At 35.6% G+C, this 13,366-nt stretch carries 13 protein-coding genes; 4 read left to right on the top strand and 9 right to left on the bottom strand.

From position 1 onward, the window contains the following. The first annotated feature begins 92 nt into the window (after positions 1–92). Positions 93–731, top strand: coding sequence for a ligase-associated DNA damage response endonuclease PdeM (pdeM, locus tag LUA91_RS02060; protein WP_231424290.1), 639 nt, complete (start codon positions 93–95; stop codon positions 729–731). Here the strand turns inward: pdeM and trxA are convergent, their stop codons facing one another. The 4 genes from trxA to LUA91_RS02040 all read right to left on the bottom strand — a co-directional run bounded on the left by trxA (position 732) and on the right by LUA91_RS02040 (position 6,493). Continuing rightward, a complete protein-coding gene (trxA, locus tag LUA91_RS02055; RefSeq protein ID WP_231424289.1) occupies positions 732–1,028 on the bottom strand; it encodes a thioredoxin in 297 nt (98 codons plus the stop codon). Between the two features lie 132 nt (positions 1,029–1,160). Beyond that, positions 1,161–2,504, bottom strand: a complete 1,344-nt coding sequence (locus tag LUA91_RS02050; RefSeq protein ID WP_231424288.1) for a dihydrolipoamide acetyltransferase family protein — start codon at positions 2,502–2,504, stop codon at positions 1,161–1,163. 47 nt (positions 2,505–2,551) lie between these two features. Further along, positions 2,552–3,805: a competence/damage-inducible protein A gene (locus LUA91_RS02045; RefSeq protein WP_231424287.1), complete on the bottom strand. Its 1,254-nt coding sequence runs from the start codon at positions 3,803–3,805 to the stop codon at positions 2,552–2,554. Positions 3,806–3,808: 3 nt separating this feature from the next. Further along, positions 3,809–6,493, bottom strand: a complete 2,685-nt coding sequence (locus tag LUA91_RS02040) for a putative LPS assembly protein LptD (protein WP_231424286.1) — start codon at positions 6,491–6,493, stop codon at positions 3,809–3,811. Positions 6,494–6,567: 74 nt separating this feature from the next. On the opposite strand from LUA91_RS02040, the gene LUA91_RS02035 reads away from it, so the two are divergent. From LUA91_RS02035 to LUA91_RS02025, 3 genes are all read left to right on the top strand, one after another. Continuing rightward, on the top strand, positions 6,568–7,431 hold the full coding sequence (locus LUA91_RS02035; protein WP_231424558.1) for an N-acetylmuramoyl-L-alanine amidase: 864 nt from the start codon (positions 6,568–6,570) through the stop codon (positions 7,429–7,431). A gap of 20 nt (positions 7,432–7,451) precedes the next feature. Further along, on the top strand, positions 7,452–8,228 hold the full coding sequence (locus tag LUA91_RS02030; RefSeq protein ID WP_231424285.1) for an N-acetylmuramoyl-L-alanine amidase: 777 nt from the start codon (positions 7,452–7,454) through the stop codon (positions 8,226–8,228). Between the two features lie 154 nt (positions 8,229–8,382). Further along, a complete protein-coding gene (locus tag LUA91_RS02025) occupies positions 8,383–9,336 on the top strand; it encodes an MlaD family protein (protein WP_231424284.1) in 954 nt (317 codons plus the stop codon). A 180-nt stretch (positions 9,337–9,516) separates the two neighbouring features. Here LUA91_RS02025 and LUA91_RS02020 read toward each other — a convergent pair whose 3' ends face one another. The 5 genes from LUA91_RS02020 to LUA91_RS02000 all read right to left on the bottom strand — a co-directional run bounded on the left by LUA91_RS02020 (position 9,517) and on the right by LUA91_RS02000 (position 13,353). Then, positions 9,517–10,422, bottom strand: a complete 906-nt coding sequence (locus LUA91_RS02020; RefSeq protein WP_231424283.1) for a ribonuclease Z — start codon at positions 10,420–10,422, stop codon at positions 9,517–9,519. 67 nt (positions 10,423–10,489) lie between these two features. Further along, entirely contained in the window at positions 10,490–10,867 is a 378-nt protein-coding gene (locus LUA91_RS02015; RefSeq protein ID WP_231424282.1) for an STAS domain-containing protein, read from the bottom strand. Between the two features lie 35 nt (positions 10,868–10,902). Next, the gene (locus LUA91_RS02010) at positions 10,903–11,847 is read right to left on the bottom strand and encodes a phosphoribosylaminoimidazolesuccinocarboxamide synthase (RefSeq protein ID WP_231424281.1); all 945 of its coding nucleotides are present in this window, start codon (positions 11,845–11,847) and stop codon (positions 10,903–10,905) included. Between the two features lie 110 nt (positions 11,848–11,957). Beyond that, entirely contained in the window at positions 11,958–12,236 is a 279-nt protein-coding gene (locus tag LUA91_RS02005; RefSeq protein WP_231424280.1) for a hypothetical protein, read from the bottom strand. Positions 12,237–12,393: 157 nt separating this feature from the next. Further along, the gene (locus tag LUA91_RS02000; protein WP_231424279.1) at positions 12,394–13,353 is read right to left on the bottom strand and encodes a PhoH family protein; all 960 of its coding nucleotides are present in this window, start codon (positions 13,351–13,353) and stop codon (positions 12,394–12,396) included. Positions 13,354–13,366 lie beyond the last annotated feature (13 nt).

Raw genomic sequence — 13,366 nt, 5'->3', positions numbered from 1 at the left:
TTTTTACTTTTTCGTCATTGCGAGGCACGAAGCAATCTCTTAATAAGATTGCTTCGTGCCTCGCAATGACGGACTATATTAGATAATAATTAATGACGATTACGAGCCACGGAGAAGAACTGATTTTAGATAAAGAGAGGGCTTTATATTTACCACAACACCAACTTTTAGCCATCAGCGATTTGCATTTAGGTAAATCTGCACACTTTCGTTCGGCAGGTGTTCAGGTGCCATCAAGCATTGCACAAAATGATTTGCAAAGATTGGGAGCATTAATTGAAAAATACAATCCTAAAACATTATTAATTAATGGCGATATGTTTCATCATGGTTTGAACACCGATATTGATGAATTTGCAGCATGGAAAAAGCAATTTAGTGCATTAACATTTTTGCTGGTAAAAGGAAATCATGATAGATTGGCAAATGCAGATTATTCATCCATGCAGATTGAAATACATGAGCCTAGTTTTTGTTTAGGTCCTTTTTGCTTTATTCATGATGCACCAAAATGTACGGAGGAAGAGTTGTATCCAATCAGTGGTCATATCCATCCAGGTATAACCATTAAAGGTAAAGCGAAACAACGGTTAAAATTTCCCTGCTTTTATTTTGGAAAAGAATATGCAGTTTTACCTGCCTTCAGTACATTTACGGGATTATACAATATCTACCCAAAAACCAATGAACAAATATTTGCGGTTACGCCAAATAAAGTAGTAGAAGTTTAATTAAGAATGAGAATCGATTATCTGCTTTAACTGTGAAGCCTGCAACACACCACTTTGACGCCAAACTTGTTTACCTTGTTTAAACAGCATCAATGTTGGAACACTTTGCACAGAATATGCTGACGCAGCTGCTTGATTCTTATCGATATCCACTTTTATGATTGAAACTGAATCTCCAACCTGTGATTTCAACTGTTCCAAAATCGGCTTCATCATTTTACAAGGACCGCACCATTCAGCAAAAAAATCTACCAATACAGGTTTATCGCCATTTATTAATTCTGAAAACTTTGCCATAATTTTAGTCGTTAGTCGTTAGTCGTTAGTCGTTAGTCGTTAGTCGTTAGTCGTTAGTCAAAAAACAGAATTGATGTGATTTGGTTTTAAATGAAAGAAGCCAAGTTTTAAAACTCGACTTCCTTATATTATTTAAATTTCTCTGTTAAAATCCCAGTTTTCGAGATAATCAGCCACTCTCCGAACAAACATCCCTCCTAACGAACCATCTACAACTCTGTGATCGTAAGATAAAGATAGGAACATCATGTGGCGAATAGCAATTACATCACCGTGTTCGGTCTCTAAAACTGCAGGCTTCTTTTTAATGGCTCCAACTGCTAAAATAGCAACTTGTGGTTGATTTATAATTGGTGTTCCCATCACGTTTCCAAACGAACCCACATTTGTTAAAGTGAAAGTTCCGCCTTGTGTTTCATCTGGCTTAAGTTTAGAAATCCTTGCTCTTGCTGCTAAATCATTAACTGCTTTCGTTAATCCCACTAAATTTAGCTGATCTGCATTTTTAATAACAGGAACAATGAGGTTTCCGCTTGGTAAAGCAGCGGCCATGCCAATATTTATATCGCGTTTTTTGATGATTTGAGTTCCATTAACTGAAACATTAATCAATGGGAAATCTTTAATAGCTTTTGCTACAGCTTCAACAAAAATCGGTGTAAAAGTGATTTTTTCATTTTCACGCTTTTCGAAGCTGTTTTTTACCTTATTGCGCCATAAAACCAAATTCGTTACATCGGCCTCAACAAAAGAAGTTACATGCGGAGAAGTCGTTTTACTCATCACCATGTGGTCGGCAATTAGTTTACGCATTCTATCCATTTCAATAATCTCATCACCACCAGAAACTGATGTTGTAGAGGTTTTATTTGCTGTTGGAGTTTGCGCAGGAACTGGCGCTGATTTAACGTCCGCTACAATTTCTGCTTTTTCTTGCGGCGTATTAATTGTTTGTCCGCTGTTTTTACTCGAAATGTAATTCAATAAATCATCTTTATTTAAGCGACCATCAGCACCTGAACCTTTAATAGCATCAAGTTCTTCAATTGAAATATTTTCCTGTGAAGCGATACTTTTTACCAATGGCGAATAAAAACGCTCTGACGTAGCAAAATCTGATTGAGCAGCAGTTGTTTTGTCTTCAGAAAGTTGTTCTATACCTGGAATGGTTTCTGGTTTTTCGTTAACAACTGGAGCAGATTGAACCACTTCTTCAGTTTTAACATCATTTCCACCTTCAGTTTCGATAATTGCAATTACATCACCAACCTGGGCAACTTCATCTGCGGCAAATAATTGCTTTACCAATTTACCGGCAACAGGAGATGGAACTTCAGAATCAACCTTATCAGTTGCGATTTCCAAAATTGTATCATCCAGATCGATAGAGTCGCCAATTTGCTTTACCCATTTAATTACGGTTGCTTCCGCAACACTCTCACCCATTTTTGGTAACAATAGTTCGTATTGAGCCATATTAAATTACAGTATTATATATTGGTATTGCGACAAAAATACAGTTTTTATTCGTTGTGTAGGTCTTCTCTAAGTAGATTTAATAACATCATTAAAGCTGATGCAGCCGAACGTTCGATGTTTTGAATACGTTTGTTACTGAAATTAAACACTTTAGCTACAGTTTTATTTTTCGATGAAATTGCAATCCAAACTGTTCCAACAGGTTTATCTTCTGTGCCCCCATCTGGTCCTGCAATTCCGCTAACGGCAATAGAATAATCTGTTTTAAATTGTTTTATCGCACCTTCGGCCATTTCAGTAACAGTTTCTTCACTTACTGCACCATACTTTTTTAACGTAGTTTCCTTTACTCCTAAGATAGATTCTTTTAACTCGTAAGCATAAGCAACTGCACCTCCATAATATACAGATGAACAGCCAGGGTGTTGGGTAATCAGGTGTGCAATATAGCCACCCGTGCAACTTTCTGCCGTAGATAAAGTTAAACCCTTTCCTTTCATGAGATTGAGAATAGCCTGTTCTAATGGAATATCTTCATCAATTACAACAAACTTTTTAACTTTCAAGATAATCCGTTGAGCATAAACTTCCACTTCTTCTCTTAATAAACTCTCATTTTCGCCTTTGGCGGATAAGCGCAACCGCACCTGACCTAATTTTGGTAAATACGCCAATTTAACATTTGAAGGCAAACTATCTTCGATCTCTTCAATCTCCTTGGCTAGAAATGATTCTCCGATGTTTGCAGTAAGAATGGTTTTATGAACGATTGATGGAAGTTTAAATCTCGATTTAATCCTTGGTAGAATTTCATCATCCATTAAATACATCATTTCGTAAGGAACTCCTGGCATTGATACAAAAATCTTATCATGCTGTTCAAACCACATGCAGGGAGCAGTTCCATTTCTATTTACAATAACTTCACAACCATCAGGAACATCGGCCTGCTGTATATTTACATCCAATAAAGGGCGTTTAAATTTTTCGAATATCTGACGAACCATTTCCAATGCACCTGCATCATTTCGAAAACCCATATTAAAGTATTTCGCTAATGTTTTTTTGGTAATATCATCTTTTGTCGGACCTAAACCTCCTGTAATCAAAATAATATCAGCACGGGTTTCGGCATCCGCTAAGGCCGATAAAATATGTTGTTCATCATCAGAAACCGAAGTAATTTGTTTCACTGAAATGCCAATTAAATTTAATTGTTTAGCCATCCAGGCGGAATTTGTATCAACAATTTGACCTATTAGAATTTCATCGCCAATGGTTATAATTTCAGCTAGCATAATTTACTGGTATGTATTGTAGAAACCTTGTCTTTTGCTCAATTTTAAATCCTGAAGAATTGATGCCTTAACTTTTAGTGTTACCGAATAACTTTTATACGCTCCATAAGGCACCCAATTTACACTCATATCCCAACAATGTAAATCTCGGTAGATACCGATATTCATAGGCGTTAATCCGTTATTTTGAAAATCGTAACCTGAATTAAATGTGAATTTCCATTTTGGGGTCAGGTTAAAATCTCCGTTAAAATTTAAGGTATTGCTTGTTGTACTTACGCCAAAATCATTGCTGTATTGAAAACTATAAGAGAATGAAAAATTCCATGGAATATTGAAATCGACAAATGCATTGGGATCTCTACTGATGGCTGCCAATTGCTCTGATTGCAGTGGAGATAAACCTTTTTCTTTAGCAGTTTCACTTAACTTATCATTAGCCTCATTTTTCTTTTTTAACGCCTCAGGATTTAAGCTATAATCAAATGAGAAACCAATATTTGTTAACCTTGCCAACCGCCCGCCTCTACGGAGCGTAAAATTGTTGCTTCTTGTAAATGTTTTTTGCCCTGTAACAGGATCGGTAGCTTCATCCAAATCATAAGGATCGAACGTACCATTGTAGTTTATTCCTAATTTATCGGTGAATTGAGATCGACCATTAAAACTCAAGGTTGATAGTTTATTTCTTGGAGCAAGAAAATTATAAGAACCTGAAATACTTAAGCCCTGAATAATCGGAATTTTTCTTTCGCCAGTTCCAGTAGTGTCTTTACTGGATTTCACTTTTAATTCGACTGTGTTATCTACACCAAAACCTATTGCAGCAGACTTTCCTGGAAATGATCCTTGGTAAGCCATCCCCTGAAAAATAGAATACGTTAATGGATTCCCAAACTGATCAATAATAGGTTTCTTAATTGTTCGTTGCGCATCAACAAACTCATTTTCAGATACTGCAGCCAAAAACGGCCCACTGCCTGCTTTAGTAAAATCTGGTGAATAGTTAAATGAAACGTTTGGCGTTATTACATGGCGCATGGCCATGATGTTCCCTAAATTTTTAAACTTCTTTTGTCCGTAAATTTTAGTCGACATACTGGTAGAAAGGCTATAACTCCCAGCCCTTTTAAAGCCGCTTAAAGTATCAATTCTTTCAGTGTAAGTTCCGTCATCGAAAGTGGTAAACTTTTTTTGTATGTGTTGAAAATTCCAAACTTCATTATAACTACCTCCTAATGAGAAGTTTAAATATTTCAATGCCGTAAACGACATGTTAATTGGAATGGTATGGCTAAATCCAGATCTTAACCTTTTTAAGCCATCATTTTGGAACAGTAAACTATCCTTGGTATCGATAGCGTTTGTACCTTGTAAAGCATATCCAACAGTAATTTTCTGATACCATTTTTGTTCGCCCAAACGTGTTTTAGAATCAAAAGGACTAAAAGTAGGCACATTAAAAGTTGCATCTGGCAATCTGATGGATACATCTCGTGTACGTAATGTTTGATTACTCGTCATTGATAACGAATAATTCATGTTGTTGGAAAAAGTTTTGGAATAACTAATACTACTGTTGGTGGTATTGTTTGCAATCGCATTCAAATCATAGTTAAGATTTGCAGGGCTATTGGTGTAATAACTGCTCGAGGTAATATTAACGCTGGCACTAAAAGTAGTTCCAGGATTGGCATTAGCGTTTTGAGAGTGCGACCACCTGATGCTAAAATCTTTATTCGGGTTTTCGAAAGCTTCAGTTCCTTCCAAACCATTTTTAACGCTATTATAGCTTATACCAATGTTACCACTAAATTTATATCGTTTAATATAATTACTGGTTACATTGGTTTCGTAAGAACCATTTGTATAAATACTTCCCAGTAATTTAGCATCCCAGTAATCATTTAATCCTAAGTAATAACCACCATTTTGTAGAAAGAAACCACGTGTGGCATCTTCGCCTGGGCTTGGTAAAATAATCCCCGAAGTTCGTTTATTTGGTTTAGGGAAAAATGCAAAAGGTAAACCGATTGGCGTGGGTACACCTTCAAAAACCATATACATTGGACCACTGATAATCTGCTTTTCTGTAGCAATACCTTTGGTTATTAAAATGCCAAAATGTGGGTGAGGCAAATTACAAGTACTGTACATCACATTTTTAATGTGTAGCTCGTCGTCAATTTGTTTTTTACTTTGTCCGCCAGAAAAATAACCACCCTCTTGTTCGGAGAACACACCGTATACTTTTGCTTTGGTCGTTTCAGAATTATAATAAAGTGAATCGGCTATTGCAGAACCGTCTGTACCCGACTTAAAAATAGGTTTCCCAATATATCTGTTTGTTTTAGGATCTGTTCGTCCGCTGGCAAAAATGAGCTTGTTTTGCGAATCGTAACGGATATAATCAGCATCAAGTTCAAAATCGCCGTAATTTACCCTGGCGTTTCCGAACATGTAAACAATACTTTTGTTTTTACTGAAGCGAACCGAATCTGCCCGGTACTCTACTTTTTGATCTAATCCACCATTATTTGGAGTCACTTTCCTTGTTGTATCTCTTTTTGAAGTGTCTTGCTGAATGATTTGTTGCAATGAAAAAGAAGAAAATGCGTTAGCTTTACCAACACCATGTGTTAATAAAATGACAGAAATTAGTAAAATAGAGCTAGTAAGAAGTTTCAAATTCGTATTTGAATGTTATTTTTGCACAAATGTTTAATCAAAAACGTTCAAAATTAGTGAAAAATATACCATTGATGTATCTTAAAACCATTTTAACATTTATTATTTGTTTTGTCTTAACCAATACAATTGATAATCAAGCCTTTGCGCAAGAATATAAAATTAAAACAATCGTAATTGATGCCGGTCACGGAGGAAAGGATGGCGCTACTCATGGCGTTTATTCAAAAGAAAAAGATGTAGCGTTAAAAACAGCGCTAAACTTAGGTAAAGCACTTCAAGATAGCATAAAAGATATCAAAGTTATTTACACCAGGCAAACAGATGTTTTTATTCCTTTATACGAGAGAATAAATATCGCAAACAATGCAAAAGCAGATCTTTTTATCTCCATTCACTTAAACGATATGCCGGTAAGGGTATCGAAAGTTGTAGATTATTATAAAAAGGTTAAAGGCAGAAAAGTTCCCATTTACCGTTCTGTTGTTTCTAAAAGTACTTCTACTCGTGGTACTGAAACTTTCGTATCCGGTACCGGACGTTTAGGGGAGCAAGATGAAGTTATTAAAAGGGAAAATGCTTCGATGTTTTTGGAAGATAACTATCAGAAAAACTACGAAGGTTTTATTGCTAATACTCCAGAGAATGATATCATGCTTTCTTTGATGAAACAAACCAATAGAGAAAGAAGTTTAAAATTTGCTTCCTTACTACAGCAAGAGTATATCAGTGCAGGCAGAATTAACCGTGGCGTACAGGAAAAAAGCTTAGCAGTTTTGGCAAGAGCTTCCATGCCTGCAGTTTTAACTGAAATTGGTTTTGTGAGTAATCCTGATGAGGAAGATTATATGAACTCAGTAGAAGGGCAAACAGAAATTGTTAATGGAATAATTAAAGCTATAAAAAACTATAAACGCATCGCAGAAACATCCTTCTAATTCAATCCATCCCAAAAATAATGAAGATTAAACTTCTTGCATTTCTTCTTTTAACAACTCTCTTTATCTCCAGCCAATCTTTTGCCCAGGGATATAAAATTAAAACTATTGTAATCGATCCCGGACATGGTGGTAAAAAACCGGGTGCTTCCGGAAGTTTTTCTACAGAAAAAGCCATCGCATTAAAAGTTGCCTTAAAATTGGGAGCAAGGATAAAAGCCGAGTTGCCAGATGTTAAAGTAATTTATACCCGCACAAAAGATGTTGATGTTGATTTGTATAAGAGGGCTGAAATCGCAAATGATGCCAACGCAGATCTTTTTATATCTATCCACTGTAATTCCATGCCTCCTGGAAACAAACATATTAAAGGGGCTGAAACACTTGTTGCCGGATCACATAGATTAAAAGAACAAGACGCTGCAATCAGGGAAAATGCCGATATTAAACTGGAGAAAAATTATAAAAGTAAATATGATGGTTACGATCCAAACGATCCAGGCACATTTATTCTTTTATCATTATTAAAAAACACGTTTCGGGATAAAAGCATTAAATTCGCAAAATTAATACAGACCAGTTACATCAGCAGAGATAAAAGAGCAAGCCGGGGAGTGAAAGAGCAAGGCGTTTTGGTACTTCAGCGGTGCGGAATGCCAGCTGTATTAACAGAAGTGGGTTTTATATCTAATAAGGAAGAGGAAAAATATATCAATTCTGAAACTGGTCAGATTGAGATTGCCGACTCGATATTAGCTGCTATTAAAAGTTATAAAAAATCGGTTGAAGTTAAATAATCTAGCATTTTAAATATTTATTCATCAAACAAAAACCACTGTGTAAGCATTATGTAATAACAAACATAATTTGCACTATAAATTAAAGAATTACGCCTCGGACAAGTAATAATTACTACTTTTGCCACTTGTATCCGTCAAAGAAAAAACACTCATGAAGATTAAAAACGAAACCAAAGTAGGGATTTTAGCAGCATTTGCCATCGCTTTACTCATTATAGGATACAATTTTTTAAAAGGTAATTCCATCTTTTCTAGCGAAACAACCTTATTTGCAAGATACACCAGAGTTGATGGATTAACGGTTTCGAAACCTGTTCTTATAAATGGTTACCAAATCGGCCGCGTGGCTAAACTTCAGTTAGAGCCAGGTGGAACTATCTTAGCCACACTAAGCATCAATAGCAAATATGATATTCCAGAGAATAGTGTAGCTAAATTAGAAGGTACCGATCTATTGGGTAGCAAAGCGATTGTAATGTCGTTAGGGAACTCTAAAAAAATGGCTGAAGATGGTTTCACACTTAATGCCAATGTGGAAAAAGGTTTAATGGAACAAGTTCAGCCGGTTCAAAAGAAAGCAGAGTTAATCATTGGCAAAATGGATTCTATTTTGAGCAGTGTAAATTCTATTCTTAATCCAAACTTCCAAAAAAATGTTGATAAAAGTTTTAATAGCATCGCTGGAACATTGGCTTCGTTAGAAACTACATCGAAAAAAGTAGATGGTTTAGTAGGTTCGGAAAGTGCTCGTATTGAGGCCATATTTAAAAATGTGGAAGGCATTACGGCTAACCTGAATAATAACAATCAAAAAATTAGCGATATTTTAACAAACATTAATACAGTAACCGATAAGTTTGCCGCTGCTAATTTTAAGCAGACCTTAGATAACGCCAATAATGCTATCGCCGATTTGCAAAGTGTAATTACAGGTATTAAAGATGGCAAAGGAAGTTTGGGTTTATTGTTAAATGATGATAAGATGTACCAAAACCTAAATAATGCATCAAAAAATCTTGATGAGTTGATGATAGATTTAAAAGCAAATCCTAAGCGTTACGTTCACTTCTCTGTATTTGGTGGTGGCAACAAAAAAGATAAGTAAAAAATTAATCATACAAATGGAAGCCTTGCGGTTTATAATTGCAAGGCTTTTTCCATTCTAAATATTTGGAAAAGCAATTGCAGTACGAATATTAAAATCTGTTCCTTCTTTACACTAAATCTTTTAACAGAAAAAGTTAAAAGGATATCGCTGCAAAAAGGTTTATAAGATTCGTTCGGTTTACAATTGAAAAGTTCTTCCTTCTACTGCTAGTTCTGTATTTTCAAAAACAGATTGAGTTTCCTCTAATAGCATTTGAAGGGTTTTATAACGGGATGAAAAGTGACCGATCAATAACTTTTCAACAGCGTTGATTTTAGCTACCTCTCCTGCTTGTAAAGCTGTTGTGTGATGTGTTTCATTCGCTCTATCTACAAGCTCATGCATAAAAGTAGCTTCGTGGTAAAGTGTATTGCAACCATTTATAATTGGAAAATATCGCTCATCATACATCGTATCAGAACAATAGGCATAGCTTCTGGGCAAATCAGCTGGTGAAGTATAATCTTCACTCTTTAAAACTTCTCCATCGGGCAATTCAACATCTAAACCTTTTTTCAATGCTGTGTAATAAGCCATAGGAATTTCATCCGTCTTTTCTTTAATCAGCTTACGTTGTCTTTGCTTCTGCTCAAATATGAATCCTGTTGTCGGAATGCGATGATTTAATATGATCGTTTTGACAGTTAAATCCTGATTTTCAAAAATCTGTCTCGATTCATCAGCTTCTGTAGGAAAGAATTCAATTGGATAACGAAGAACCGTATCAGAATATTTAAACTGAATTTCTAAAATCTCCAGTAATGGTTTTGGCCCGAAAATTTGCATTGGTTTAACACGCCCGTTAAGATGCAAACTGGAAAGTAAGCCAATTAAGCCAAAGTAGTGGTCGCCGTGTAAATGGCTGATAAAAATATAGTCAATTCTGGCAGCCTTTAGATTGTATTTAGTGAGCTGTTGCTGCGTTCCTTCTCCACAATCAATTAAGTAAAATTTTTCGTTACAATTTAAAAGCTGCGCCGATGGATTCCTGTTGTACACAGGTGTCGCCGAACTACTTCCTAAAATTGTAACTTCAAACTTCATGGTATATGATATATAAAAGCCTCGTAGATTTTATAAACTACGAGGCCTAAATTTTATTTAAATGAATTTATTTTGCGCCTCTGAATTCTTTCTCTAATTCATCCATAAATATGAAATCAGTAGCTTCCTCTAATGTATTTACAAACGTTACAGATTGAAATATGTTTGATAATTCTATGATTGGGGCAATTTCATCGTTAATTCCTGTTACAATAAATAACCCGCCTGCTGATTTACAAAGTCTATCTCCTACGAGTAAGCAACTTAAATCTTGTGCATCTGTACATTCTTTCACATGACTTAAATCAACTATTATATTCTTAAATCCTTCAGCGTTAAGTAAATATAATTCAGATTTTAAACCAGGGGAATTATCATTTGTAAACTTAGGTTCTTTTAACTTTAAGGTTACATATTTCTCATGTTTATCTACTGAAAATTTCATCTCTTCTAATCTTTATTTTACTAATGTATAAAAATTTAAAGGGTTTCCAAAGCCTTTACAACATTGCTTTCAATACGATTTGCAATGGCATCAGCATCGGCTTTAACAAATTTTTCGCCAACAATTTTTTCGTAAAGTTCTATGTAGCGTTCAGAAATAGAATTTACAATTTCTGGTGTCATCTCTGGAATTACCTGACCATCTTTACCCTGAAAACCATTTTCAATCAGCCATTTTCTAACAAATTCTTTCGAAAGTTGCTTTTGAGGCTCATCGGCATTTTGGCGTTCCTGGTATCCTTTAGCATAAAAATAACGTGAAGAATCTGGTGTGTGAATTTCATCAATTAAGTAAATTACGCCATCCGCTTTACCAAATTCGTATTTGGTATCAACTAAAATTAAATCACTTTTTGCAGCAATTTCAGTCCCACGCTGATATAAAGCGTATGTATATTTTTCTAATTGTTCGTAATCAGAAATGGAAACAATGCCCTTTGCTAAAATATCCTCTTTCGAAATATCTTCATCATGCCCAACAGATGCTTTTGTAGTTGGAGTGATAATTGGTTGAGGCAGTTTATCGTTTTCTTTTAAACCATCTGGCAAAGAAACGCCGCAAACAGAACGTTTACCTGCGCTATACTCACGCCAGGCATGACCAGCTAAGTAACCTCTGATAACCATTTCGACTTTAAATGGCTCGCAAATACGACCAATGGTGACCATCGGGTCTGGAACAGCCAATACCCAGTTAGGAACGATATCCTGAGTGGCGGCTAAAAACTTGGCAGCAATTTGGTTCAACACCTGGCCTTTAAAAGGAATAGCCTCTGGCAAAACTACATCGAATGCAGAAATACGGTCTGACACCACCATTACCATTACTTTATCAGCTATGGTGTACACATCGCGTACTTTACCTTTGTAAAAATTGCTTTGATTTGGAAAATTGAAATTGGTTTCTTTTTGTGCTTTCATGAGGGCATAAAAATAAATAAAAAAGTCGGTAAGTGCGAGTTTGGAAGACGAAGTTGGTAGATAAAATGTGTAAATAAAAAACCTCGCAGTTTGTATCTACGAGGTTTAAATTATTTTAATTTGCTTAAAGCTTCTTTAAATGCTTCATTGGAAATTGCTCCGATAAGTTCATCTTTAACTTGAATATTTATTTTACCATCACTTTTTAATAATTGAAGTCTGCCTTTAAAAAGATGTTCCTGATCAACTTCAGCAAAAGAATACAGGTTTTTAAGTTTTTCTTTCCGACAAATCCATTCTTCATTATTCTTTGAAACGATTAACCTGATGGTACGAGGTAATTTTTCAAAAGACAGTTTGAAATCGCTTTGAAGATTAATGGTTCCCATAAAATTAAATCTAATTGAAGTTTTATTAGAAAATAATAAATAACGTTTGGCCTTTCCACATCGTCATGCTGAATTTATTTCAGCATCTTTCCTGCTATCAAGACCTTGAAATGAATTCAGGGTGACGGCTGTCCTAGCCTATTCTCTAATCTCCAACTTATTGAATATCTCCGTAAGCTTTCAAAATATCTTTAACCAATTTATGGCGAACAACATCCTCACCGCTCAAATAAATAATATCAATGCCTTTAATATCTTCTAAAATTCTCAATCCGTTAAACAAGCCCGACATTTGTTTCTTTGGTAAATCGATTTGAGTAACATCACCTGTAACTATAAATTTTGCTGTCGGACCCATCCGCGTTAAAAACATTTTCAACTGCATGTCTGTGGCATTTTGCGCTTCATCTAAAATCACAAAACAATTATCTAGTGTACGGCCACGCATAAAAGCCAATGGTGCAATTTCAATGGTTCTGTTTTCGATGTAGAATTTTAGCTTTTCTGCAGGAATCATATCATCCAAAGCATCGTAAAGCGGGCGCAAATAGGGGTCGATTTTTTCTTTTAAATCACCTGGTAAGAAACCAAGATTCTCACCCGCTTCAACGGCAGGACGAGTTAAAATGATCCTCTTAATTTCTTTGTTCTTTAATGCTCTTACTGCTAAAGCCACCGCAGTATAGGTTTTTCCAGTTCCTGCCGGGCCGATGGCAAATAAAATATCATTTTTAGCAATGCTGCTTACCATTCTACGCTGGTTGGCTGTTCTTGCCTTAACTAATAATCCATTGGTACCAAAAACAATTACCTCGCCTCCTCCACCAGTTGGCTGTTCAACATCTTTTTTAGCAACGCCAGCGGCCTTTGCACCTAAAATAGATTCAACATCATTGTTAGTTAATGAGCTGTATTTTTCGAGGTGTGCAACAAGCTGGTTAAACCTGTCTTCGAATGCCTTAAGTTCCTGTTCATCACCGAGAACCTTAACATCACTACCTCTCGCTACCAGTTTCAACTTCGCAAAAGCACCTTTAATCATTTCGTAATTCTCGTTGTTAGCCCCCCAAAAGTGAGCAGGATTTACGGTATCCAGAGTTAATTTTAATTCGTTCAAACTGTAGTATTTT

Source organism: Pedobacter sp. Leaf250, from assembly GCF_920984735.1.
GTDB lineage: Bacteria > Bacteroidota > Bacteroidia > Sphingobacteriales > Sphingobacteriaceae > Pedobacter.
Note: the sequence above shows the minus strand (reverse complement) of the source record. Positions and strands in the feature narration are given on the sequence as shown.

Coding starts and splice junctions, on each gene's coding strand:
- pdeM (WP_231424290.1), top strand. CDS start 93: ATGACGATTACGAGCCACGGAGAAGAACTGATTTTAGATAAAGAGAGG.
- LUA91_RS02035 (WP_231424558.1), top strand. CDS start 6,568: ATGTATCTTAAAACCATTTTAACATTTATTATTTGTTTTGTCTTAACC.
- LUA91_RS02030 (WP_231424285.1), top strand. CDS start 7,452: ATGAAGATTAAACTTCTTGCATTTCTTCTTTTAACAACTCTCTTTATC.
- LUA91_RS02015 (WP_231424282.1), bottom strand. CDS start 10,867: ATGAAATTTTCAGTAGATAAACATGAGAAATATGTAACCTTAAAGTTA.
- LUA91_RS02025 (WP_231424284.1), top strand. CDS start 8,383: ATGAAGATTAAAAACGAAACCAAAGTAGGGATTTTAGCAGCATTTGCC.
- trxA (WP_231424289.1), bottom strand. CDS start 1,028: ATGGCAAAGTTTTCAGAATTAATAAATGGCGATAAACCTGTATTGGTA.
- LUA91_RS02010 (WP_231424281.1), bottom strand. CDS start 11,847: ATGAAAGCACAAAAAGAAACCAATTTCAATTTTCCAAATCAAAGCAAT.
- LUA91_RS02050 (WP_231424288.1), bottom strand. CDS start 2,504: ATGGCTCAATACGAACTATTGTTACCAAAAATGGGTGAGAGTGTTGCG.
- LUA91_RS02005 (WP_231424280.1), bottom strand. CDS start 12,236: ATGGGAACCATTAATCTTCAAAGCGATTTCAAACTGTCTTTTGAAAAA.
- LUA91_RS02045 (WP_231424287.1), bottom strand. CDS start 3,805: ATGCTAGCTGAAATTATAACCATTGGCGATGAAATTCTAATAGGTCAA.
- LUA91_RS02020 (WP_231424283.1), bottom strand. CDS start 10,422: ATGAAGTTTGAAGTTACAATTTTAGGAAGTAGTTCGGCGACACCTGTG.